Source organism: Bradyrhizobium sp., from assembly GCF_027307225.1.
Taxonomy (GTDB): Bacteria; Pseudomonadota; Alphaproteobacteria; order Rhizobiales; family Xanthobacteraceae; genus Bradyrhizobium.
Genome location: NZ_DAHUXJ010000142.1, coordinates 43,953 through 66,006 on the forward strand (window position 1 = coordinate 43,953; position 22,054 = coordinate 66,006).

At 62.8% G+C, this 22,054-nt stretch carries 20 protein-coding genes; 12 read left to right on the forward strand and 8 right to left on the reverse strand.

What is annotated here, in order from left to right; translation table 11 throughout:
• Nucleotides 1–77: 77 nt before the first annotated feature.
• The 3 genes from fabV to fabA form a co-directional block, all read right to left on the reverse strand.
• Nucleotides 78–1,250 carry an enoyl-ACP reductase FabV gene (gene fabV / locus M6D32_RS23675; RefSeq protein WP_298260850.1) on the reverse strand — a complete coding sequence of 391 codons (1,173 nt, stop codon included), beginning with the start codon at nucleotides 1,248–1,250 and terminating at the stop codon, nucleotides 78–80.
• A gap of 97 nt (nucleotides 1,251–1,347) precedes the next feature.
• Nucleotides 1,348–2,571, reverse strand: a complete 1,224-nt coding sequence (gene fabB / locus M6D32_RS23680; RefSeq protein ID WP_298260852.1) for a beta-ketoacyl-ACP synthase I — start codon at nucleotides 2,569–2,571, stop codon at nucleotides 1,348–1,350.
• A 64-nt stretch (nucleotides 2,572–2,635) separates the two neighbouring features.
• On the reverse strand, nucleotides 2,636–3,166 hold the full coding sequence (fabA, locus tag M6D32_RS23685) for a 3-hydroxyacyl-[acyl-carrier-protein] dehydratase FabA (protein ID WP_298260854.1): 531 nt from the start codon (nucleotides 3,164–3,166) through the stop codon (nucleotides 2,636–2,638).
• Between the two features lie 368 nt (nucleotides 3,167–3,534).
• Between fabA and irrA the strand changes: the two genes are divergently transcribed.
• Nucleotides 3,535–4,026, forward strand: coding sequence for an iron response transcriptional regulator IrrA (gene irrA, locus M6D32_RS23690; RefSeq protein WP_298260856.1), 492 nt, complete (start codon nucleotides 3,535–3,537; stop codon nucleotides 4,024–4,026).
• A gap of 126 nt (nucleotides 4,027–4,152) precedes the next feature.
• On the opposite strand, the gene M6D32_RS23695 is transcribed toward irrA, so the two are convergent.
• Entirely contained in the window at nucleotides 4,153–4,671 is a 519-nt protein-coding gene (locus M6D32_RS23695; RefSeq protein WP_298260858.1) for an SH3 domain-containing protein, read from the reverse strand.
• A 266-nt stretch (nucleotides 4,672–4,937) separates the two neighbouring features.
• Between M6D32_RS23695 and M6D32_RS23700 the strand changes: the two genes are divergently transcribed.
• Entirely contained in the window at nucleotides 4,938–5,939 is a 1,002-nt protein-coding gene (locus M6D32_RS23700) for a D-glycerate dehydrogenase (RefSeq protein ID WP_298260861.1), read from the forward strand.
• 342 nt (nucleotides 5,940–6,281) lie between these two features.
• Here the strand turns inward: M6D32_RS23700 and M6D32_RS23705 are convergent, their stop codons facing one another.
• Together M6D32_RS23705 and moeB are read right to left on the reverse strand one after the other, a co-directional pair.
• Nucleotides 6,282–6,800 (reverse strand): hypothetical protein, encoded by a 519-nt coding sequence (locus M6D32_RS23705; protein ID WP_298260863.1) that lies wholly within the window; start codon nucleotides 6,798–6,800, stop codon nucleotides 6,282–6,284.
• 136 nt (nucleotides 6,801–6,936) lie between these two features.
• Entirely contained in the window at nucleotides 6,937–7,737 is an 801-nt protein-coding gene (gene moeB / locus M6D32_RS23710) for a molybdopterin-synthase adenylyltransferase MoeB (protein WP_298260865.1), read from the reverse strand.
• Between the two features lie 116 nt (nucleotides 7,738–7,853).
• Between moeB and M6D32_RS23715 the strand changes: the two genes are divergently transcribed.
• Complete coding sequence (locus M6D32_RS23715) at nucleotides 7,854–8,144, forward strand: hypothetical protein (RefSeq protein ID WP_366145857.1); 291 nt, start codon at nucleotides 7,854–7,856, stop codon at nucleotides 8,142–8,144.
• A gap of 23 nt (nucleotides 8,145–8,167) precedes the next feature.
• Here M6D32_RS23715 and M6D32_RS23720 read toward each other — a convergent pair whose 3' ends face one another.
• The gene (locus M6D32_RS23720) at nucleotides 8,168–9,652 is read right to left on the reverse strand and encodes a M81 family metallopeptidase (protein WP_298260867.1); all 1,485 of its coding nucleotides are present in this window, start codon (nucleotides 9,650–9,652) and stop codon (nucleotides 8,168–8,170) included.
• Between the two features lie 278 nt (nucleotides 9,653–9,930).
• Here M6D32_RS23720 and M6D32_RS23725 point away from each other — a divergent pair, with 278 nt between their 5' ends.
• Nucleotides 9,931–10,710 (forward strand): ParA family protein, encoded by a 780-nt coding sequence (locus M6D32_RS23725; RefSeq protein WP_298260869.1) that lies wholly within the window; start codon nucleotides 9,931–9,933, stop codon nucleotides 10,708–10,710.
• Nucleotides 10,711–10,753: 43 nt separating this feature from the next.
• Here M6D32_RS23725 and mutM read toward each other — a convergent pair whose 3' ends face one another.
• Nucleotides 10,754–11,635: a bifunctional DNA-formamidopyrimidine glycosylase/DNA-(apurinic or apyrimidinic site) lyase gene (gene mutM / locus M6D32_RS23730; RefSeq protein WP_298260871.1), complete on the reverse strand. Its 882-nt coding sequence runs from the start codon at nucleotides 11,633–11,635 to the stop codon at nucleotides 10,754–10,756.
• Between the two features lie 80 nt (nucleotides 11,636–11,715).
• Between mutM and ubiE the strand changes: the two genes are divergently transcribed.
• The 8 genes from ubiE (at nucleotide 11,716) to M6D32_RS23770 (ending at nucleotide 22,043) form a co-directional block, all read left to right on the forward strand.
• Nucleotides 11,716–12,477: a bifunctional demethylmenaquinone methyltransferase/2-methoxy-6-polyprenyl-1,4-benzoquinol methylase UbiE gene (gene ubiE / locus M6D32_RS23735; RefSeq protein WP_298260878.1), complete on the forward strand. Its 762-nt coding sequence runs from the start codon at nucleotides 11,716–11,718 to the stop codon at nucleotides 12,475–12,477.
• Entirely contained in the window at nucleotides 12,474–14,048 is a 1,575-nt protein-coding gene (gene ubiB, locus M6D32_RS23740; RefSeq protein WP_298260879.1) for a 2-polyprenylphenol 6-hydroxylase, read from the forward strand. The genes ubiE and ubiB overlap by 4 nt, the downstream gene beginning before the upstream one ends.
• Before the next feature lie 59 nt (nucleotides 14,049–14,107).
• Nucleotides 14,108–15,544 (forward strand): bifunctional phosphopantothenoylcysteine decarboxylase/phosphopantothenate--cysteine ligase CoaBC, encoded by a 1,437-nt coding sequence (gene coaBC / locus M6D32_RS23745; protein ID WP_298260881.1) that lies wholly within the window; start codon nucleotides 14,108–14,110, stop codon nucleotides 15,542–15,544.
• Entirely contained in the window at nucleotides 15,541–15,999 is a 459-nt protein-coding gene (dut, locus tag M6D32_RS23750; protein WP_298260883.1) for a dUTP diphosphatase, read from the forward strand. Before coaBC ends, dut begins: the two co-directional genes overlap by 4 nt.
• A 191-nt stretch (nucleotides 16,000–16,190) precedes the next feature.
• A complete protein-coding gene (locus M6D32_RS23755) occupies nucleotides 16,191–18,710 on the forward strand; it encodes a PAS domain-containing sensor histidine kinase (RefSeq protein ID WP_298260885.1) in 2,520 nt (839 codons plus the stop codon).
• Nucleotides 18,707–20,230 (forward strand): tRNA (adenosine(37)-N6)-threonylcarbamoyltransferase complex ATPase subunit type 1 TsaE, encoded by a 1,524-nt coding sequence (tsaE, locus tag M6D32_RS23760; RefSeq protein WP_298260887.1) that lies wholly within the window; start codon nucleotides 18,707–18,709, stop codon nucleotides 20,228–20,230. Before M6D32_RS23755 ends, tsaE begins: the two co-directional genes overlap by 4 nt.
• A gap of 108 nt (nucleotides 20,231–20,338) precedes the next feature.
• Entirely contained in the window at nucleotides 20,339–20,650 is a 312-nt protein-coding gene (locus M6D32_RS23765; RefSeq protein ID WP_298260889.1) for a PilZ domain-containing protein, read from the forward strand.
• Between the two features lie 670 nt (nucleotides 20,651–21,320).
• A complete protein-coding gene (locus M6D32_RS23770; protein WP_298260891.1) occupies nucleotides 21,321–22,043 on the forward strand; it encodes a nucleotidyltransferase family protein in 723 nt (240 codons plus the stop codon).
• Nucleotides 22,044–22,054: the final 11 nt, after the last annotated feature.

The following is a 22,054-nucleotide window of genomic DNA, read 5'->3' on the forward strand; positions in this document are numbered from 1 at the left end:
GGTAGCGCGCTCGTTCTCCCTTAGGGAGAGGTGAGCCGCTTTGCGGCCGGATCGATTCAACCAAAGCCAATTGCGCTTTAGCCGGGGACGACGCGAGGATCCACATCCTGCGTGTAATCGACGCCCTCGATGCCAAATCCGAACAGGCGAAGAAATTGGCTCTTGTATTCTCCTAGATCCGCCAGTTCGCCGAGCGTCTCAGTTGTGAGCAGCGGCCAACGCCGGCGCACTTCCGCCTGAACTTGGCCCGAGAGCTCCCAGTCGTCGACCCTGACGCGCTGCGCCTCGTCGAGTTCGACACCCGCGCCGAGGCGTGTCCGGAACAGGCGATCGATCTGCTCGATGCAGCCTTCGTGGAGTCCGAGCTGCTTCATCACCTTGAACAGCACGGTGCCATAGAGCGGCACCACCGGAATGGCTGAACTCGCCTGGGTGACCACGGCTTTCAGCGCCACCACGCGGGCCGCGCCCTCGCCGAGCCGGCCGCGGATCGCTTCCGCCTTGTTATCAAGATCGGCCTTGGCGCGACCGAGTGTGCCATTCCAGTAGATCGGCCAGGTCAGCTCGCTACCGATATAGGTGTAGTTGAGCGTCCGGAAGCCGGGGGCAAGGACGCGAGCGTCCGCGAGCTGGTCGATCCAGCGCTTCCAGTCCTCGCCGCCCATCACCGCGACCGTGGCCGTCGTTTGATCTTCGCTCGCCGGCTCAAGGGTCGTCTCGAAAACTTCGCCGGTTTCGGTATCTAGGGTCTTGATCTGGACAGGCGCGCCCAGCGGCTTGATGACCGAACGATAGGTCTTGCCTGTCTGCGGATCCGTCCGGACTGGAGCCGCCATGCTGTAGACCAGCATGTCCAGCTGTCCGAATTTTTCGCGCACGCGGTCGATAAAGGTCGTCTTCAGCTCGTCGGAAAACGCGTCACCCTCCAACGTGAGGGGAGATCGTCCGACCTTCCTGGCTTCGATTTCGAATGCGCGGTTATTGTACCAACCCGCACTGCCGGTCCTGGTCGCCGAAGGCTCGCGCTCCAACGACACGCCGATGGTGTCCGCCCCGCCGGCGAAGGTCGCAACGATGCGGCTTGCAAGGCCATATCCCGTTGAGCAGCCCAGCACAGCGACCCGCTTGGGACACTCCGCTATCGGGCCATGGCGAAGCACATAAGCGATCTGCTCGCGGACATTCCAAGCGCAGCCGACAGGATGCGCGGTCGTGCAGATAAAGCCTCGCACACGCGGTTCAATAATCATACGAGTGCCCACTTTCCGAAGTTCGTGTTACACCTCAGCACCCACTTTCACGAACTTCGGAAAGTCATGGGCACTAGCCCCGTTTTTGAATCGCGAATCACGCGTCCAGCCGCTTGAACACCAGCGTCGCGTTGGTGCCGCCGAAGCCGAAGGAATTCGACAACACCGTGCCGAGTCTGACGTTGTCGATGCGCTTGCGCACGATCGGCATATCGGCGAACACCGGATCGAGTTCGCTGATGTGGGCGCTTTCGCAGATGAAGCCGTTGTTCATCATCAGAAGTGCATAGATCGCTTCCTGCACGCCGGTGGCGCCGAGCGAATGGCCAGTGAGCGCCTTGGTGGCGGAAATCGGCGGACACTTGTCGCCGGTCCCGAACACCTTTCGGATCGCTTCGATCTCCGGCGGATCGCCGGCCGGCGTCGAAGTCGCGTGTGGGTTGATGTAATCGATCCTGGTGCTGACGGTGGACAGCGCCATCCGCATGCAGCGTTCGGCGCCTTCGCCCGAAGGCGCGACCATGTCGTAGCCGTCCGACGTCGCACCGTAACCGACGATTTCGCCGTAGATGCGCGCGCCGCGCGCCTTGGCATGCTCGAGCTCTTCCAGCACCACGACGCCGGCGCCGCCGGCGATGACGAAACCGTCTCGGTTGATGTCATAGGGCCGCGACGCAGTCGCCGGCGTGTCGTTGTATTTCGAGGACATCGCGCCCATCGCGTCGAACAGCACCGACAGGCTCCAGTCCAGTTCCTCGCACCCGCCGGCAAAGATGATGTCCTGCTTGCCGATCTGGATGGTCTCATAGGCATTGCCAATGCAGTGGTTGGAGGTCGCGCAGGCCGACGAGATCGAATAGTTCACGCCCTTGATCTTGAACCAGGTGGCAAGTGTCGCGGATGCGGTCGACGACATGGCCTTTGGTACGGCAAACGGACCGACCCGCTTCGGTCCCTTGGTACGCGTAATGTCGGCCGCCTCGACGATGGTGCGTGCCGACGGACCGCCGGAACCCATGATGATGCCGGTGCGGATATTGGACACTTCCGACGGCTCAAGGCCCGAATCCCGGATCGCCTGCTCCATCGCGATATGATTCCACGCCGCACCGTCAGCGAGGAAACGCATCGCGCGGCGATCGATCACGCTGGCTGGATCGAGCGTGGGCGCGCCCTGAACCTGCGAGCGGAAACCCATCTCGGCATATTTTTCGGCACGGCTGATACCGGACTTCGCCTCATGGAGGCTCGAAAGCACTTCCTGGGTGTTGTTTCCGATCGATGAGACAATGCCCATCCCCGTGATCACAACCCGCCTCATGACCGCCTCACCTGTCGTTGCCTTCTGCGATGTCCGTCAAAGTCGTCTCGAGCCGATGAAAAGTTCACGCCCCCGGCAGCACAGAGGCATCCTGCTTGAACAGCCCGACCTTCAGCTCCTTGGCGCGATAGATAATCTCGCCATCCATGGAAAGCCAGCCGTCGGCAATCCCCAGCACCAGCTTCGATCGCATCACGCGCTTGATGTCGATGTTGTACACAACCTTGCGGACGTTCGGCAGCACCTGGCCGGCGAACTTCAATTCGCCAAGACCGAGCGCGCGGCCGTGGCCCGCGCCGCCGATCCAGCCGAGATAGAAACCAACCATCTGCCACATCGCATCCAGACCCAGGCAACCCGGCATGACCGGATCGTTCTTGAAATGGCACCCGAAGAACCAAAGATCCGGCTTGACATCGAGTTCCGCGCGGATCAGGCCCTTGCCGTATTCGCCGCCGGTTTCACTGATTTCGGTGATGCGGTCGAACATCAGCATCGGCGGCAAAGGTAATTGGGCATTGCCCGGGCCGAACAGCTCGCCGCGGGCGCAGGCCAGGAGATCTTCGTATTCGTAACCGCTGCGCCGATTAAGCATGTGCCAGCCTTTGCTAAGAGCCCCGATCAAGCCTTTGAGCGCAACGAATCCGCGAAAAAGCGGGAATCGGCGCCCATCATGCGGATTGGCCCTTAATCCCGCAGGCCGGGAACCCGCGGCAGCGGGCGTTTGCCGATGCCAATCCCACATGGTCGAAAACGGCCGGTCTCTATCACAGGGCAGGCAGCCGGCAAAGCGCGGGACCGAGGCTAATAGCCGCTTTTGCCCCGGTTCGAGTGAGGCTCGGACATGCCCCCGAAAGGGCTTAACCCTGGGATCGTTCTAGTTGCGAAAAACTTGCATCTGTGGCCACCCCTCCTTATATTCCCTAGGCAATATCGTAGTTCTTTTCAGAGTCTGACGTGGAAATGAGCGATAACGGTCCGATCTTGAATACTGAAGCGGCGGGTTCCGAGCCGAGGGCGTCGGGGCGCGAGCCTGCGCTGACCGGATGTCCGTGGCACGACGTCAACGAGATGTTGCAGGCCGCGGGCCTGCGGCCGACCCGTCAGCGCATGGCGCTGGGCTGGCTGTTGTTCGGCAAGGGAGCGCGCCACCTGACCGCCGAAATGCTTTACGAAGAGGCGACGCTGGCAAAGGTCCCGGTGTCGCTGGCGACTGTCTACAACACGCTCAATCAGCTGACGGATGCGGGCTTGCTGCGTCAGGTCAGTGTCGACGGCACCAAGACCTATTTCGACACCAACGTGTCGGCGCATCACCATTTCTATCTCGAGAACAACCACGAGCTGATCGACATTGAAGACCCGCATCTGGTTTTGCAGAAGATGCCCGAAGTCCCCGAGGGCTATGAGATCGCCCGGATCGACATGGTGGTTCGGCTGCGCAAGAAGCGCTGATCTCGTCGTCCCTGCGGAAAGCAGGGACCCATAACCACCAGCGTTGATTGTTGACCATGCGGCCCAAGTCGCTTCGCGGATGAGCCGCGGTGTATGGGTCCCCGCGGTTCGCGGGGACGACTTTGATCAATCCACCTTCTCGTCGGCGTAGACGCCCCACAGCCGCTGCTGCTCGATCCAGCCGTCGAAGCCATTGCCAGCGATATGGCACCAGCCGGCGCCGCAATGCTTGACCTGCGCGACCACGCCGACCTGCAGGCGGGCGGTAACGGCGCTTTTCTCATCGGCATGATCATGGAGCGAGGCAAGGTCGTCCTTGTGCTTCATCGTGACGACCGCGGTGCGGCGGCCGGACAAAAGCGAGTGATAGACCCAGCCCTCGGCGCCCTCGGAATCGCGAACCCGGCGCCAGTTCTCAAACTCGGCCGTGATTTCGACCGGCAGGCCCGCGCGGGTGTAGACCCAGGACACGTCATTGTCCTTGGTGGGACCGGCGCGGACATTCACATGATCGGACTTGAGGCTGACGTAACGCGGGACCGGCAACCCGCTGGTCGCGGATTCCTTGGCCGAGGCGGCCAAGCTGACCGTCACGCAGAGCAGGCAGACCAAAAGCACTTGCGAACAAAAACGCCCCAACTCCATCAACGCGTCTCCCGCCCGCCGACACCCTCCGGCTCGGATTCTTCGAGCCGCGACCCCAAACCCCGCTGCCGACCCGCTTTGCGCCCTGAGCTTAAATTCCGGCCCCATCTCGCGGGTTCTTGTTTTGCCCCGGTCTTCTGCTAGAGAGGACCGAACGGCACGAAACAGAGCCGCCGGGAGGCTAACGGAAACGCCCGGACTACGTGGCAGCGGCAGTGTCGAACACCCGGGTTAATGAGGTCTGAACAACCTCATGAGAGCAGGACATGTCGGTTAAGAAGAAGCCTCTCGTTGTCGTCACGCGGAAGCTGCCGGACTCGATCGAGACCCGGATGCGGGAACTGTTCGATGCGAGGCTCAACCTCGACGACACGCCACTGACGCAGGAACAACTGATCGATGCGGTGCGAACCGCCGATATCCTGGTTCCGACCGTTACCGATGCGATCAGTGAGGAATTGCTGAAGCAGCCGGATTTACGGCTGAGGATGATCGCCAATTTCGGCAATGGCGTCGACAATATCGATGTCACGGCGGCCCATGCGCGCGGCATCACGGTAACCAACACGCCAAAAGTTTTGACCGAAGATACCGCCGATATGACCATGGCGCTGATCCTGGCGGTGCCGCGCCGGCTGATCGAGGGCGCTTCCGTGCTCACCGACGGAAAGAACTGGGCGGGCTGGTCGCCGACCTGGATGCTCGGCCATCGCCTCGGCGGCAAACGGCTCGGCATCGTCGGCATGGGCCGGATCGGACAGGCCGTCGCGCGCCGCGCGCACGCCTTCGGCCTGCAAATCCACTATCATAACCGCCGGCCCGTGGCCCCCCGCATCGCCGAGGAACTCGGCGCGACCTATTGGGAAAGCCTCGATCAGATGCTGGCGCGGATGGACATCATCTCGGTGAACTGCCCGCATACACCGGCGACCTTTCACTTGCTGTCAGCCCGGCGGCTGAAGCTGATCCGAAAAGACGCCTATATCGTCAACACCGCGCGCGGCGAGGTGATCGACGAGGAGACGCTGACCAAGCTGATCGAGGGGGGCGAGATCGCCGGCGCTGGCCTTGACGTGTTCGAGCACGAGCCGGCCGTGAGCCCGAAACTGGTGCGGCTGGCCAAGGCCGGCAAGGTGACGCTGCTGCCGCACATGGGCTCGGCCACCATCGAAGGCCGCGTCGAGATGGGCGAGAAGGTGATCATCAATATCAGAACCTTCCTTGACAATCACAAGCCGCCGGATCGCGTGCTGCCCAGCATGCTGTGAAGAACATATCCGTCGTCGTCCCGGCCAAGCGAGCCCTTGGCAACGCGAAGCGTTGTCCAATGCGAGCGCCGATCCGGGATCCATACCGCGAAACCCATCCGTGACACGCGATAGCAGACAATCTTCTCGGTAACGAAATCCTGTGGTTATAGGTCCCGGATCGGCGATCGCTTGTCCGGGACGACAGCGGAGGCCCGCAACTCCCGCTTCCGCCACTCGCCGAACCTCCCCTTAGAAAGGGGAGGTCGCTTTGCTCACGGAACAAAGCGGGAGGGGATCATTTGACCCCTCCCAACCCTCCACTTTGCAGGGCCGCAGGCCGGGAGAGGTGAACGAGCATCATCACCGCTGCTTGAACATGGGATCGCCGAAATCGTTGATCTGTGTGCCGTCGGGCCACCGCTTCTGGGGCGGATCGGCTGACGAGCAAACGCGCTCGCGCATAGTCTCGGTTTTCTTATGAACCCTGTTCAACTGATCTGCAATATTCGACGGGATTCCGCACTTGGCTGATTCAGCTTGCACAAAGTCGAGCATCTTCATCTCGGCCGCCATAAATTCATCAAGCAGCTTGCAGGCTTGGCGAGCCGACGCATGCCGTGCGCTTGCCGCCCTGATGAGTGCGCCGCGTCTCACGGCTTCATCGTGCAGGGTACCGTAATCGTTTGCGCAATTTCCTTGGGAGGGGCTCGGAGACGGCATGCCACCAAACCCGCCACTGTCTCCGCCGGCTGGCGGGTTCGGGATGCTGGTCGGCGGGTTGGCTCCAGGCAGCGGCGCGGGAAACGCGTTCTGTGCCGAAGCCATTCCGGGCGGCGCGAAGACGACCAGCAAGAGCAGCAGGATCGAGCGGCGGGCCATCGGATCTCTCATCTCCAGCAGCGCACTCAGAAGTATAGCCGGAATGCCGCTGCACGCTCAACAGGGGAGCGCCGCCCGGAGGCAGAAATGGGCGCGCTTCTCGCCCGGCTATGCAGCGGCAGGGAGTGGCTTTCCATCACCGATGCGCGCTCAGATCGGTGATGACCAGCGCATCGCCATTGAGCGGATTGAGCGGATCACGCCCGTAGCGCAGGGTCTCGAACCGCATCGACCGCGCATCCACCATCAGCAGCCGTCCGACCAGGCCGTCGCCAAAACCGACGATTTCGCGGATCGCCTCCAGCGCCATCATCGAGCCGAGCATGCCGGCGAGTGCGCCCATCACGCCGGCCTCCGCACAGGTCGGCACTGTGCCCGGCGGCGGCGGCTCCGGAAACAGGCAGCGGTAGGTCGGATTGAATTCTCCGTCGGCGTTTTTCTCATGCGCGCGAATCGTCGTCAGCGAGCCATCGAACATGCCCAGCGCCGCCGTGATCAATGGCTTGCCCGCCAGGAAGCACGCATCGGAAACGAGATAGCGAGTGTCGAAATTGTCGGACCCATCCAGCACCAGATCGTAACTGCCGATCAATTCGAGCGCGTTGCCTGCGTTCAACCGCGTGGCGTGCGCGGCAAATTTGACATGGGGATTGAGGCCGGCAATGCGTACGGCCGCACTGTCGACCTTCGGCCGGCCGACGTCGAAGGTGTCGTGAATGATCTGGCGCTGCAGGTTGGAGAGCGACACGACGTCGTCGTCCACCACGCCCAGGGTACCGACGCCGGCCGCCGCGAGATACATCAGCGCCGGCGCACCGAGACCGCCGGCGCCAATCACCAGCACGGACGCTTCCTTCAGGGCCGCCTGGCCCGGTCCGCCGACTTCGCGCAGCACGATGTGGCGGGCATAGCGTTCGAGTTCTTCAGAACTCAGCATGTCGCAAACTTACCTTTGCTTCGGCCACGACGTCTCATGAACCACCGGGCCGTTGGTGCCGACCCAACAGATGTGCTTAAAAGAGGCTTACATCAATGGACCTGAGTAGTGTTGTCATGAGATCGATGCTGATCGCAACATTGATATTCATGGCTGCGACGGCCTCTGCGCAAGCCCAGACGACGCCCCCCTCTCCTTCCAAGCTCAAACAAGCTGCAACGACGGCGACCCGCCATGCCCTGCAATCCCCTGCGGAAACCGCGGGTGCGATGGGCCAAAGCGAGCGGCTCGCGATCCAGTCCGACCTCGCCTGGGTCGGGCGATATAACGGCGCGATCTCCGGTGACGTTAGCGAGCGGATGGTGGAATCGATCAAGCTGATGCCGCAGCCGCCGTTGTTCGCGTGACCTGCGTAAGAAAGTAACCGTCGTTAATTCGGAAATTTCGGCTCGCCATACGGATAAAACCGCTTCAAATCGACATTCTCGTAAGGCAGCGCATCGAGATGCACCGTGCCGAGGAACGGCTCGGTCGGCTCGACCAGCAGGATCGTTTTCGCAAAGCCGTTGTCATGGAAGCCGCGCCGGAAATGAACGCGCGACTTGATCGCAAACACCTCGAACGCGTCGATGTCGAGCCCGAGCTGCTTGAGTTCGGACAGCTCCATCACCTGCACCAGATAGGTCGAGAGCACGAGCACATTGCCGCGGCCGAACGAGATCGTGACCCAGAACTGACCCTGACCCTCGCCTGCCATGAGGATCGTGCCCTTGACGCGGAGCGGCGCGCCCGCGGATTCATCGACACGTCCGCCGATCTCCATAGCGAACGCATCGCCCGCCTTGGCGCCTTGCGCCTTCAGCTTCGCAGTCGCGTCCCGATCGGCAATGGTCGCGATCAGCGTGTTGGAGAGATCCTGCGCGACGACCTCCTTCAGCAAAAAGGTCGCCGAGCCCGAGCGGTCGCTGTAATCAGCCAGCACGACCGGCGTGGCTCCTGCGGCCGCAGCCTGCTTGGCGAGCCGGACGCCATCGGGAATGCGATGCACCTTCGCTGAATTCAGGAGCGCCTTACGCTCCCGCCACGCCGTGTCCGCCATGTCGCGCGCGATCTTTTCCGCCAGCTCCGCCTTGCCGTTGGTCATCACCTGAATGGTCATGCCGACGTCGACCACGTCGGCGAAGGGAAAGCCGAAGAACACATTCACATAGACATCGACCTCGCGCGCCTCCCAGGTGAGCGCCCGCTGGATCAGGTCCATCCAGGGCGAGGCGCCGGTCCATTGCAACACGGTCGGCGAAATGATCGGCACCTTGCGCGTGACATGGGCCGGACGATAGTCGCCGCGGATCGCCCGCACCAGCATGCGCGCGGCGCGCTCGCCTTGCAGATAGCCGTCATAATGCGGAAAATATTTCACGCAAAATGCCATGTCGGCCGATTTCAGAAACGCCTCATCCTCGTTGCCGTGCAGATCGAAAGTCCCGGCAATGAACGCCTTCGGCCCAACCACCTCGCGCACGCGCCGCGCCAGTTCGGCTTCCGGGCGCGCCACGCCGCGCACCGCCATCGCGCCATGCAGGCAGAGGTAAACGCCGTCGAACGGGCCTTCGGCCGCAAGGCCTTCGATCATCCGGCCGACGAAGGTCTCGTAAGCCTGCTCCGTCACCCAGCCCGACCCCATGTAGGTCTTTGGCCAAAGCGGCGATTCAATGCCGACGAGTTCGACGGCCTCGAACTCGCGCGCCACCTTCACGAAGCCGCCCATGAAATAGGCCGGATCGAAATTGAGCAGCGCCTCGCCTTTCGCGGGCGACCCCGGATAGATGAAGTCTTCAAGCGTCGTGTCGTTCTTGAGAAACGTCACGGTCTCATGGGAGAAGTGCAGCACCGCGATACGAATCGGTTGAACCATGGATGACCCCGGAAAGCGCATACGCGCACAATGGCTCGCCGCCAATTCCTATCAGCGCGCCGCCAACCGCGGAACTCACGCTGCGCCATCGCAGCATTCGTTAATGCTTGTTAACACTTCGGTATTGGCCCGGATGCCGCTGACCTCACAAGTGTGTCATATTGCGACATCGTGACCGATCGTTAACGATTTGGACCGCATCTTTCAATCGGTCCACAGCGTCGCGATCAATGTTCAGCGTATCCGCGGGCTCCGTCACCCACTGGGATCGTTGAGGAATGCACACGATTGTTTTGGCGACCCAAAAAGGCGGCAGCGGCAAAAGCACGCTGGCGATCGGGCTCGCGCTCGCGGCCAAGAACGCCGGCCACAACGTGCGGCTGATCGAGACCGACCCGCAAGGCACTTTGTCGAACTGGCAGAGCCGGCGCGGCACGGCCGAGCCGATGGTCGAGGCCATCTACAATGTCGGCCGCATCGAAACCCGCCTAGAACAGCTCGACTGCGGCGGAGTTACGCTCACCATTATCGACACCGCAAGCGGCGTCAGCGCCATCACCGCATCGGCGATCCGTTGCGCCGACCTCTGCCTCATCCCGTCCCGCCCCACGATCACCGACATCGAGTCCAGCGCCGCGACGCTCAAGGCTGTCCGCGCCTGGCGCAAGCCGTTCGCTTTCGTGCTCAATCAGACGCCGGTGCGCGGCCGCCGCATGGACAACGCGACACAGACCCTTGGCGGCGATGATGCCCGTGCGATGAGCGAGATGATCGCGCGGCCCTTCATCTCGATGCGCAACGATCATCAGGATGCCCTCGCATCCGGCCTTGCGGTCAGCGAATATGCACCGGGCGGCAAATCAGCGGAGGAGATCGCTCAGCTCTGGCGATGGACCGAAGCCCGCCTCAACGGCGGTGCATTCGAACTGGACGCGCGTTCGGAGGCAAGTTCTCCGGCTCGGCCTGAAGCTGGTACGAGTCAAGCGGCGCAGCCCGCGCCCGCGCAGCCACCTCCGGGCCGCCTCGACGGCCTCGCCCCGTGGGACGCCTGCCTTTGACGTCGAGCGGATCAACAATGGAAAGCGGTCCTGAAGAGCGGCGTTATTTCTGACATTTCGGACACCAGAAGGTCGAGCGGCCGTTCTGGCTGAACCGGCGGACAATTCCGCCGCAGCCTTTGGTCTGGCACTTCTCGCCCTCGCGGTCGTAGACCTGAAACGAGTGCTGGAAGTAACCGAGTTCACCCGACGTCCGCCGGTGGTCCCGCAGCGATGAGCCGCCGGCCTTGATGGCCTGATTGAGCACGGCGTGGATCGCCTCCACCAGACGCCGCGCGTGATCGGTCGTCTCACCCTTCCTTGTGGCCAGCGTCGCCGCCAGTCGCCGCGGCGACAGATGCGCTCGAAACAGCGCCTCACAGACATAGATGTTGCCAAGCCCAGCGACGACGCGCTGATCGAGCAGCGCCGCCTTCAGGCCGGTTTTCTTGTTGGCGCATGCGCGCGCCAGCATGTCGGCATCGAACTCATTGCCGAGCGGCTCCGGACCCAGCCCTTCTAGCAGCGGCTCGTCGTCGATCGCCTTCCGCGCGATCACCTTCATGTAACCGAACCGGCGCGGATCGTTGAAGATGATCGCTGCCCCTGACGACATATAAAATACCACATGATCGTGGGCGCGATCCGCAGCTCGGGGATGGTGAAACTGACCCGGCGCGTGTCCGTTGTCGTCGTTGACGACGCGAAATGACCCGGACATCCCGAGATGCATCAAGAGCACGTCGCCGGAGGCGAGATCGGCCATCAGATATTTGGCCCGCCGGCCAAGCCCGGTCACGGTTTGACCCTCCAGCCGAGCGACAAAATCTTTTTGAAAGGGAAAGCGCAGGTCCTTGCGGCGGACTTCGGCCTTTTTGATCCGCGCGCCTTCCATGGCCGGCTGCAGGCCTCGGCGAACGGTCTCGACTTCAGGCAATTCGGGCATCGGTGCATTCACCTTGAAAGTCTAACGTGATAGCGCCATTGGAACTGCCGCGCTATGGTCCGGATAGGAGAGACGAGTAGATGAACCAACCGGACGAAACCACGCATTTCGGCTTCAGGGACGTCCCCCTGGGCGACAAGCAGACGCTGGTCAACGACGTCTTTCACAGCGTAGCGCGGCGCTACGACCTGATGAACGATCTGATGTCGGGCGGCCTGCATCGCGTCTGGAAAGACCTGATGATCAACGCGCTCAATCCGCCGCGCGGCGATACGCCGTTTGCGCTGCTCGACGTCGCCGGCGGCACCGGCGATATCGCTTTCCGCGCGGCGAGCGCCGCGGGTCAGGGCTTCAAGGCGACCGTGTGCGATATCAATGCCGACATGTTGAATGTGGGGCGCGCACGCGCCGCCACGCGGCACCTCGATGACCGCGTCTCGTTCGTCGAGGGCAATGCCGAGGAGTTGGCTTTTGCGGACCGCGCATTCGACGCCTACACCGTTGCGTTTGGTATCCGCAATGTGCCGCGGATCGATCGCGCGCTTGCCGAGGCCTACCGCGTGTTGCGTCCGGGCAGCCGTTTCCTGTGCCTTGAATTCTCGACGGTCGACGTGCCCGGTCTGGATCGCATCTACGATCTGTTTTCGTTCAAGGTGATCCCCCCGCTCGGCCGCGCCGTGACCGGCGACGCCGACTCCTACCAATATCTCGTGGAATCGATCCGCAAATTTCCAAAGCCCGGCACGTTCGCCGAGATGATCGGCCAGGCCGGCTTTTCGCGCGTGACCTGGCAGAGTTTCTCGGGCGGAATCGTGGCATTGCATTCGGGCTGGCGTCTGTGATTTCGGCAACGATGCACATTGCGCGGATCGTCCGCGCCGCGTTCGTGTTTGCTCGTGAGGGTGTTTTCGGCACCGTCGATCCTTCGCTGGTGCCGCCGCCCGGACAGCTGGCGCTGAAATTCGCGCGGATGTTCGAGCGCACCGGCGCCAAGTCGGGACCGAGGCTGTCGCGCGCGCTGACCCGTCTCGGGCCGGCCTATCTCAAGCTGGGACAATTTCTTGCCACGCGGCCGGACGTCGTTGGCGTCGTACTGGCGCGCGATCTCGAAAGCCTGCAGGACCGCCTGCCGCCGTTCCCACAGGAAGAAGCGGAGACGGTGATCGCAACCTCGTTCGAGCGCTCTATTGCACAGGCATTTGCGAGCCTCGGTCCGGCGGTCGCCGCCGCTTCGATCGCCCAGGTGCATCGCGGCGAAGTCGCCTATGACGGCGTTCGCCGCGCGGTCGCGGTGAAGGTGCTGCGGCCCGATGTGGCTTCGCGTTTCCGGCGCGATCTAACCGATTTCTTCTTTGTCGCACGCCAGGCCGAAATCTATTCGGCGGAGGCGCGGCGGCTGCGGCTGGTCGAAATCATCAACACCATGTCGCGCTCGGTCGCGATGGAGATGGACCTGCGCCTAGAGGCGGCGGCGATGTCGGAGATGGCGGAGAATACCCGCGACGATGCCGACTTTCGCGTGCCCACCGTCGACTGGGATCGCACCACCCATAACGTCCTGACCATGGAGTGGATCGACGGCGTTGCGCTGTCCGACCACGCCCGCCTCGCGCAATCCGATATCGACCTGCCGGATCTCGGGCGCAAGGTGATCCAGAGTTTTCTGCGCCACGCGTTGCGTGACGGCTTTTTCCACGCCGACATGCATCCCGGCAATCTGTTCCTCGACAAGGAAGGTCGGCTGGTCGCAGTCGACTTCGGCATCATGGGCCGGCTCGGTCCGAAGGAGCGGCGCTTCCTCGCCGAAATTCTGCTTGGCTTCATCATCCGCGACTATCGGCGTGTCGCCGAGGTGCATTTCGAAGCGGGCTACGTGCCGTCGCATCATTCGGTCGACAACTTCGCGCAAGCGATCCGCGCCATCGGCGAGCCGATCCACAACCGCACGGCCGAAGAAATTTCCATGGCGAAGCTGTTGACCCTGCTGCTCGAGGTCACCGGCCTGTTCGACATGCGCACCCGACCCGAACTGATCCTGCTGCAAAAAACCATGGTGGTGGTGGAAGGTGTCGCGCGCAGCTTCGACCCCAGGCTCGATATCTGGAAGGTCGCCGACCCCGTGGTTCGCGAATGGATCGAACGCAATCTCGGCCCGATCGGCCGCATCCAGGGCGCGATGGCGGGCGCGGGCGAACTCGGACGCGTGGTCGCGAGCCTGCCGTCGCTCGCGACGAGAGCGGTGAGCGTAATCGAACAGTTGGAGACTATGACGCGCGAGGGGTTGACGCTGTCAGAGGAGACCATTGCGGCGATGGGGCGGACCGAGGGCCGCAAAAGCCGCTGGCGGGCGATCGCGCTCTGGGTCATCGCGCTGACCTTCATCGGCATCCTGTTCGCCATCCGCCAGATGTGATTGCATTGCAGTCGTATATCTGATAGCATTGCTATCAAATCTCCTCGTTGGAGGCAGCAATGGCCAGCCTGACCATCCGGAAACTGGACGACGCGATCCGCGATGCCCTACGGCTGAGGGCGGCGCGCAGCGGCCGTTCTGTGGAGGATGAGGTTCGGGTCATCCTGCGTGAGGCCGCCGAGGGGAGCCCTTCCGCGGTGTCGGCAACCGCATTACGCACCCTGCCAGGCCTCGCCGCACCCTCGTCCCGCCGCGACGTTGGTCTCGCGCGCGTCACCCTGATCATCGGCGGCGGCATTGCCGCCTACAAGGCGCTCGATCTGATCCGGCGGCTGAAAGAGCGGCAAATCGACGTTCGCTGCGTCCTAACCAAGGCTGCGCAGCATTTCGTCACGCCGCTGGCCGCAAGCGCGCTGTCGCACGAGCGCTGCTACACGGACCTGTTCGATCCTGGCAGCGAGTTCGATGCCGGCCACATCCGCTTAGCGCGCAACGGCGACCTGATCGTGGTGGCGCCGGCCACCGCCGACCTGATGGCCAAGATGGCGCACGGCACGGCCGATGATCTTGCCAGCGCCATCCTGCTGGCCGCGGGCGTGCCGATCCTGCTGGCGCCGGCGATGAATCCGCTGATGTGGAACAACGCCGCGACGAAGCGCAATGTCGCAACGCTGCAACGCGACGGCATCGTCATGATCGGACCCAATGCCGGCGAAATGGCCGAAGCGGGCGAAGCCGGTATGGGGCGAATGGCGGAGCCGTTGGAAATCGCCCAGGCAGCAGAACGCCTGTTGCGCCCGCCGCGGCCCGAACCACTCGCCGGCAAGCGCATGCTGATCACTGCCGGCCCGACCCATGAGCCGATCGACCCGGTGCGCTACATCGCCAATCGCTCGTCGGGCAAGCAGGGCTTTGCAATCGCGGCCGCCGCGCACGCCGCCGGCGCCGACGTCACCTTGATCTCCGGTCCGGTCGAACTCGGCGATCCCGCCGGTGTGCGAACGATCCACGTGGAATCGGCGCGCGACATGCTGCGTCACGTCGAAGCCACGCTTCCCGTCGATATCGCCATTTTCGCCGCAGCGGTTGCTGACTGGCGCGTCGCCCATGAGGGAGAGCAAAAATTGAAAAAGACGGCCACCGGCATGCCGCCGCTCCAGCTCGTCGAAAATCCGGATATTCTGGCGACGATTTCCCACCGCAAGGAAGGGCGGCCGCCGCTGGTGATCGGATTTGCCGCCGAGACCGAACATCTGATCGATAACGCTAGGACAAAACTTGCCCGCAAGGGCTGCGACTGGATCGTCGCCAACGACGTCTCGCCTTCGACCGGGGTGATGGGCGGCGACCGCAATACCGTTCACCTGCTGATCCGCCATGGCGGCAACATCGACGTCGATTCCTGGCCCGTGATGACCAAGGAAGAGGTCGCCACTGAGCTGATCGCGCACGTCGCCAAAGCCGTTGTCACCGAAGCTTTGGGCCAACCATCATGAGCAGTTCCGTCAAAGTCGAAGTCCTGCAACTGCCGAACGGCAAAGGCCTGAGCCTGCCGGCCTATCAGAGTGCCCTGGCGGCGGGCCTTGACCTGCTCGCCGCGATTCCCGAAGACGCGCCTGTTATCCTGGCGCCGGGAAAATATGCGCTTGTTCCCACCGGACTTTCGATCGCGCTTCCTCCCGGCTACGAGGCGCAGGTGCGGCCGCGCTCAGGGCTGGCGGCGAGGCATGGCGTCACCGTGCTGAACGCGCCGGGTACGGTCGATGCGGATTACCGCGGCGAGATCAGCGTGCCCCTGATCAACCACGGCGACGTGCCGTTTACGGTCCGGCGCGGCGAACGCATCGCGCAGATGGTGATCGCGCCGGTGGTCCAGGCCGAGTTCGTCCCTGTCGTCAAGTTATCCACCACCGCGCGTGGCAGCGGCGGCTTCGGCTCGACCGGGCGCTAATCCGTAAAAGTCCGGCGGCATTTTCCTAAAAGAAGCGCTCCGGTACTGACCTAATCCTCGATTTTTTGCTGACACGATTCGCGTTCACGAAATGGACTCTTACCCGCCCGGTCCCCTTGGCGATATTGTCGCTTGATTCGCGCACGGCGGGGGATTTCGCCGGGCTTGATGTCGTGCGGATTGGGGTATTCATGTCGGGCGTAGTCGCGGCGATGCGCCGGGCCTTGCTGTCGTGCACCTTTCTCGCACACGGCGGACGGGCAGCCTTGGGAATGATCGCAGGTGTCACCGGACTGGGCGTGGCCCAGCCGGCGCACGCGGTCGAGCTGCCTTTTGTACACCTTATCACCAATGTCATCGGCATCAGCCATCAGGAATTCGCCGCGCTGACGGCGGGGTTGTCGTTGCTCGGCTTTTCGGTCGTCTCCGCCATCCTCTTGATGCGAACGCGGCTGCGCGCGGCACGTACCGAGACGGGACTGCGCGGCGAAATCCAGGGCCTGCAAGGCGAGGCCGACCGCTACCGCGCGCTGCTGTTCGCCGAGCCGCAAATCCTGATTGCCTGGCCTGCGGGTGAAGATCGGCCGCAAATCAGCGGCGACCTCTCGGCTCTGGCCGGACAGGAGCAGCCGCAGCGCGTCCTGGCATTCGGGACCTGGCTCGCACCGGGTCCGGCGCGGCAAATGGACCGCGCGATCGACACCTTGCGCGAAACCGGCGAGGGATTTCTGCTCAACCTGACCACGTCGAAAGGCACGCCCATCGAAGCGCTGGGCCGCGCCATCGGCGGCCAGGCCGTGGTGCGGATCCGCGAGTTGTCCGGCGTGCGGCGGGAACTCGCTGAAACGAATCTGCGGCACCGGACGCTGTTGCAGGAAACCGAAATGTTGCGCGGCTTCGCGCAAGTCGCACCCTGGCCAATCTGGGCCAAACGCCCGGACGGCGGTCTCCAGTATGCCAACGACGCCTACGCCAGGGCGGCAGACGCAGCCAACAGCGCCGACGCGATCGAACGCAAACTGGAACTGCTCGACAGCGGCAGTCGCGCCGACATGGAGCGCGCGCTGAACGAGACCGCCGCATTCACCGCGCGGCTGCCGATCGTGGTTGGCGGCGCGCGCCGCTTTTACGACGTGCAGGCGCTCAATGTCGGGGGCGGTAGCGTCGGTATGGCGATCGATGCCTCGGAAGCCAACGCGCTGAACGATGCATTGGCGCGGATGATGGATGGCCACCGCCGCACGCTCGATCAATTGTCGTCGGGCGTCGCCGTCTTCGACGGGCGAAGGCGGCTTGCCTTCTATAACGACTCCTATCGCCGTCTGTGGGATCTCGACCGCGCCTTCCTCGACAGCAACCCGGACGATTCAAGCGTGCTCGACCGGCTTCGCGCCGCGCGCAAGCTGCCGGAGCAGCCGGATTTCCGGGCGTGGAAAGCCAGGTTGCATGAGGCCTACCGCGCCGTCGAGGCGGAAAAAGACACCTGGTATCTGCCCGACGGCCGTGCGCTAAGCGTCGTCACCACGCCCAATCCGGAGGGCGGCGTCACCTATCTGTTCGACGATGTCACCGAAAGCCTCGACCTCGCGCGGCGCTTCGACGGCCTGATCCGCGTTCAGCGTGAAACGCTGGACAGTCTCACTGAGGCGGTCGCGGTATTCGGCTCTAACGGCCGTGCGCAACTGTTCAATCCAGCTTTCGCCAGCATGTGGACGCTCTCGCCGGAGGCGCTCGGCGAACAGCCGCACATCAATACCGTCGAGACCTGGTGCAAGCCGCTGTTCGACGACGCGGCAACCTGGCGCATCATCCGCGAGGCGGTGACGCGGATCGGCAATCGCGTCGCGGTGCCGCTCAAGCTCGAGCGCAAGGACGGCAGCGTGCTCGACTGCATGACGATGCCGCTACCCGACGGCGCCACCATGCTGACGTTCCAGGACATCACCGACACCGAAAATGTCGAGCGCGCCTTGCGCGAGCGCAATGAGGCGCTGGAGACCGCCGACCAGATGAAGGTGGATTTCGTCCACCACGTCTCCTACGAACTGCGCTCGCCGCTGACCACGATCATCGGATTTGCGCATCTGTTGAACGACCCGACCACCGGTCCGCTGATGCCCAAGCAGGCCGAATACCTCAACTACATCACCGCTTCGACCAATTCGCTGTTCGCGTTGATCAACAACATTCTCGATCTCGCCAGCATCGATGCCGGAGCGATGACGCTCGAGATCGGCCCGGTCGATATCCGCAAAGCCATCGACAACGCGGCAGAGGGCATTCAGGACCGGTTGGCCCACAACCATATCGACCTCAAGACCGAGGTTGCTTCGAACATCGGAAGCTTTGTCGCCGATGGCGGGCGCGTGGTGCAGGTACTCTATAACCTGCTCGCCAATGCCGTCGGCTTTTCGCCACAGGATTCTGCGATTACGCTGAGCGCCAGACGCACCGACCACCACGTCACTTTTGCGGTGACAGATCACGGCCCGGGGATTCCGTCAGAGGTGAAAGACAAGGTGTTCGATTGGTTCGAGAGCCACTCCAATGGATCGCGGCATCGCGGCGCGGGGCTCGGCCTGCCGCTGGTGAAATCCTTTGTCGAATTGCACGGAGGCCGCGTGCGCGTCGATTCGGTGATCGGCAAGGGAACGACCGTGACCTGCGATTTCCCGATCGACCAGGCGGCGCATCGCAACGCCGCTGAATGACGAGCCCCTCCACATTCATCGTTGCGCTGGCGAACGAGACCGCGACCGCAAACCTGATGGCCGATCTCGCGCTCCTGATCGGCGCAGGCGACGTCATCACGTTGTCGGGCGATCTCGGCGCCGGCAAGACCGCAGCAGCTCGCGCCCTGATCCGCCATGTCGCCGATGACCCCGAGATCGAGGTGCCAAGCCCGACCTTCACGCTGGCGCAAAGCTATGACCTCGCCCCGTATCCGCTGATTCATGCCGACCTCTATCGCATTAACGATGCGAGTGAACTCGAAGAGATCGGCCTGTCGCCGCTGCCGGAAGGTGTGGTCGCCTTGATCGAATGGCCGGAGCGCGCGCCCGGCGCCATGCCGCCGGATCGAATCGATATCGCGCTCAGCCACCGCCCGGCGCTGGGATCGACCGCGCGCGCCGCCGAGATCACCGGCCATGGCAAGAGCGCCGCGCAGGTCGCGCGGCTGGAGGCGCTGCGGCAATTCCTCACCGCCGCCTCATACATCGAGGCGAAACGCCAGCGCATGGCGGGCGATGCCTCGACGCGCTCCTACGCCCGGCTCTACCGCGGCGACCAGCCCGTCATCCTGATGAATTCGCCCAAGCGTCCCGACGGACCCGCGATTTACGGCGGCAAATCCTACAGCGCCGGCGTGCATCTCGCCGAAGACGTCAGGCCGTTCGTCGCCATCGACAACGGCCTGCGCGAGCACGGGCTCTCCGCTCCGGTGATTCATCACGCCGATCTCGATGCGGGATTTCTGATCACCGAGGATTTCGGCCGCGAAGGTTTCGTCGAGGGCGATCCGCCGCACCCGATTGCCGAACGCTATGAGACCGCCGCTGACACGCTCGCGCTGTTGCACCGCGAGGCGCTTCCAGACGAGCTGCCGATCGCGCCGCAGATCACCTACGCGATTCCAACCTTTGACATCGACGCGATGCTGGTCGAGATCGGGTTGATGCTTGAATGGTATCTGCCGGATCGCGATGCTGTGCCGTCGGACGCGGCGCGCGAGGAATTCGTGACGCAATGGCGCGACCTCCTCGGCAAGACGGATGCGTTGCCGAAAACCTGGGTGCTGCGCGACTTCCATTCGCCGAACCTGATCTGGCTCACCGAGCGATCGGAGACGTCCAGGGTCGGCATCATCGACTTCCAGGATGCCGTGCTGGGGCCAGCGGCCTACGACCTTGTCTCGCTATTGCAGGATGCGCGGATCGATGTCCCCGAACAGCTCGAACTGACCTTGCTGACCCGTTACATCAAGGCGCGGCACGCGAGCGACAACACGTTCAATCCGGCCGGCTTTGCCGAAAGCTATGCGATCATGTCGGCGCAGCGGAACACGCGCCTGCTCGGCACGTTCGCCCGTCTCAACCGGCGCGACGGCAAGCCGCAATATCTGCGCCACCAGCCCCGAATCTGGACCTACCTGACGCGCTCGCTGGCGCATCCGGTATTGGGGGGCATCCGCGGCTGGTATGACGCCCACGTTCCGCCGCCCCAAGGCTAGCAATTTACCGGATGTTAGCCCTCTTCCGGCTAATCTGGCGGGTACCCTGTATGCAAGGATGGTCTCGTTCAGATTCTCCGCAGGGATGGCTTCGTAGAGGCGGAGTACATGTCGGTGACAGAGCGGCGCAGAGGTGAGCGTGTCACGTTCGAGCGGGGAATTTCCGCGCACATGATGGGCATCGACGGCACGTGGCGCCGCGACTGCATCATGGAAGATGTTTCCGAGACCGGCGCCAAGCTCACGATCGAGGGCTCGGCCGAGGGACTGCATTTGAAGGAATTCTTTTTGCTGCTGTCGTCGACCGGCCTTGCCTATCGCCGCTGCGAACTCGCCTGGGTGAATGGCGATCAGATCGGAGTCAATTTTCTCAAGACCGGCGACAAGAGAAAAAAAGGGCGCCGCCCCGCCGAAGCCTGAACTCGCCGCCTGAGCCCGTCTTATCGTCGTCATATCGGGCGACTATGGCGGTCGGCTAGTGGTCCGATTCTAACATTCGCATGCCATCTCAGCGAGCACCTTTGCGAATGTTAGAATCAAAGGACTACTAGCAAATATAGTTTCTTAGTGGAGTTTAGGATTTGACATTCGCTTTGCGAGTTTGCGGCACGGTGGGTAGCGAATGTCAAATCCACTCCACTAATCAATGCGCCGCTCGAATCGCCGTGATATGATTCGCGGCCGTCCCGGTTGCCCTCCTCCGGCAAGCAGGGTTGATTCCGTCCCTTCTTGCGGGAACCAGGAATTCGAGAGCTCTCCGGTGGAGTGGATTTGACATTCGCTACCAATCTAGTGCTCCGATTCCGAAGTTCGTATCATATTGCGGCTCCACGTTTACGAACTTCGGAATCGAAGGAGCACTAGCCAATTATATGATTCTAGTGCGGTTTAGAATTTGAAGTTCCTATGATGAGGTTACCGCGAAACTAATAGGAACTTCAAATTCACCGCACTGGCCGCAAGCCCGGAAAGCGCGTGTCAAATCCAAAACTCCACCAGAAACATAGATTTGCTAGTGGTCCTTTTGATTCTAACATTTGCAAAAGTGGCTGCTGTGAAGGGATGCCAATGTTAGAATCGGACCACTAGAATGCCTGTCAAACCCGACAAAGCCATGGTCCTCGCCGCCGGTCTCGGCGTGCGGATGCGTCCGTTGACGGATCGGATGCCGAAGCCGCTGGTGTCGGTGGCGGGCCGTCCGTTGCTCGATCACGTGCTCGACAAGCTCGGCAATGCCGGCGTCGGCCAGGCGGTCGTCAATGTCCACTATCTCCCCGATCAGATCATCGAGCACGTCAGAGGCCGCAAACGACCTCGCGTGATCATTTCGGACGAGCGCAACCAGGTGCTCGGCACCGGTGGTGGCGTCGTCAAGGCGCTGCCGCTCCTGGGCAATGCGCCGTTCTTTCATCTCAATGCCGATACGATGTGGATCGATGGCGTGCGGCCGAACCTGGCGCGGCTTGCCGAAGCCTTTGATCCCGCGCGCATGGACATCCTGCTCCTGATGGCGCCGACCGCGAGCAGCATCGGCTATGAAGGCAACGGCGATTACGCCATGCTGCCCGATGGCGCCTTGCGGAAGCGCAAAGAGCATCAGGTGGTTCCGTTCGTCTATGCGGGCGTCGCGGTCATGTCGCCCACGATCTTCGCCGGCGCACCGAAGGGCGAATTTTCGCTGACCAAGATGTTCGATGCGGCGAACGAGCAGGAACGGCTGTTTGGGCTGCGGCTCGACGGCACCTGGATGCATGTCGGAACGCCCGATGCGATCGGCGCCGCCGAAGAGGCATTTCTGGAAAGCGTGGCGTAGCCACCCCGCCG

Excerpts from the sequence above, each read along its gene's own strand:
- fabV (WP_298260850.1), bottom strand. The coding sequence starts at position 1,250 with ATGATTATTGAACCGCGTGTGCGAGGCTTTATCTGCACGACCGCGCAT.
- fabB (WP_298260852.1), bottom strand. The coding sequence starts at position 2,571 with ATGAGGCGGGTTGTGATCACGGGGATGGGCATTGTCTCATCGATCGGA.
- fabA (WP_298260854.1), bottom strand. The coding sequence starts at position 3,166 with ATGCTTAATCGGCGCAGCGGTTACGAATACGAAGATCTCCTGGCCTGC.
- irrA (WP_298260856.1), top strand. The coding sequence starts at position 3,535 with ATGAGCGATAACGGTCCGATCTTGAATACTGAAGCGGCGGGTTCCGAG.
- M6D32_RS23695 (WP_298260858.1), bottom strand. The coding sequence starts at position 4,671 with ATGGAGTTGGGGCGTTTTTGTTCGCAAGTGCTTTTGGTCTGCCTGCTC.
- M6D32_RS23700 (WP_298260861.1), top strand. The coding sequence starts at position 4,938 with ATGTCGGTTAAGAAGAAGCCTCTCGTTGTCGTCACGCGGAAGCTGCCG.
- M6D32_RS23705 (WP_298260863.1), bottom strand. The coding sequence starts at position 6,800 with ATGGCCCGCCGCTCGATCCTGCTGCTCTTGCTGGTCGTCTTCGCGCCG.
- moeB (WP_298260865.1), bottom strand. The coding sequence starts at position 7,737 with ATGCTGAGTTCTGAAGAACTCGAACGCTATGCCCGCCACATCGTGCTG.
- M6D32_RS23715 (WP_366145857.1), top strand. The coding sequence starts at position 7,854 with ATGAGATCGATGCTGATCGCAACATTGATATTCATGGCTGCGACGGCC.
- M6D32_RS23720 (WP_298260867.1), bottom strand. The coding sequence starts at position 9,652 with ATGGTTCAACCGATTCGTATCGCGGTGCTGCACTTCTCCCATGAGACC.
- M6D32_RS23725 (WP_298260869.1), top strand. The coding sequence starts at position 9,931 with ATGCACACGATTGTTTTGGCGACCCAAAAAGGCGGCAGCGGCAAAAGC.
- mutM (WP_298260871.1), bottom strand. The coding sequence starts at position 11,635 with ATGCCCGAATTGCCTGAAGTCGAGACCGTTCGCCGAGGCCTGCAGCCG.
- ubiE (WP_298260878.1), top strand. The coding sequence starts at position 11,716 with ATGAACCAACCGGACGAAACCACGCATTTCGGCTTCAGGGACGTCCCC.
- coaBC (WP_298260881.1), top strand. The coding sequence starts at position 14,108 with ATGGCCAGCCTGACCATCCGGAAACTGGACGACGCGATCCGCGATGCC.
- dut (WP_298260883.1), top strand. The coding sequence starts at position 15,541 with ATGAGCAGTTCCGTCAAAGTCGAAGTCCTGCAACTGCCGAACGGCAAA.
- M6D32_RS23755 (WP_298260885.1), top strand. The coding sequence starts at position 16,191 with ATGTCGGGCGTAGTCGCGGCGATGCGCCGGGCCTTGCTGTCGTGCACC.
- tsaE (WP_298260887.1), top strand. The coding sequence starts at position 18,707 with ATGACGAGCCCCTCCACATTCATCGTTGCGCTGGCGAACGAGACCGCG.
- M6D32_RS23765 (WP_298260889.1), top strand. The coding sequence starts at position 20,339 with ATGTCGGTGACAGAGCGGCGCAGAGGTGAGCGTGTCACGTTCGAGCGG.
- M6D32_RS23770 (WP_298260891.1), top strand. The coding sequence starts at position 21,321 with ATGCCTGTCAAACCCGACAAAGCCATGGTCCTCGCCGCCGGTCTCGGC.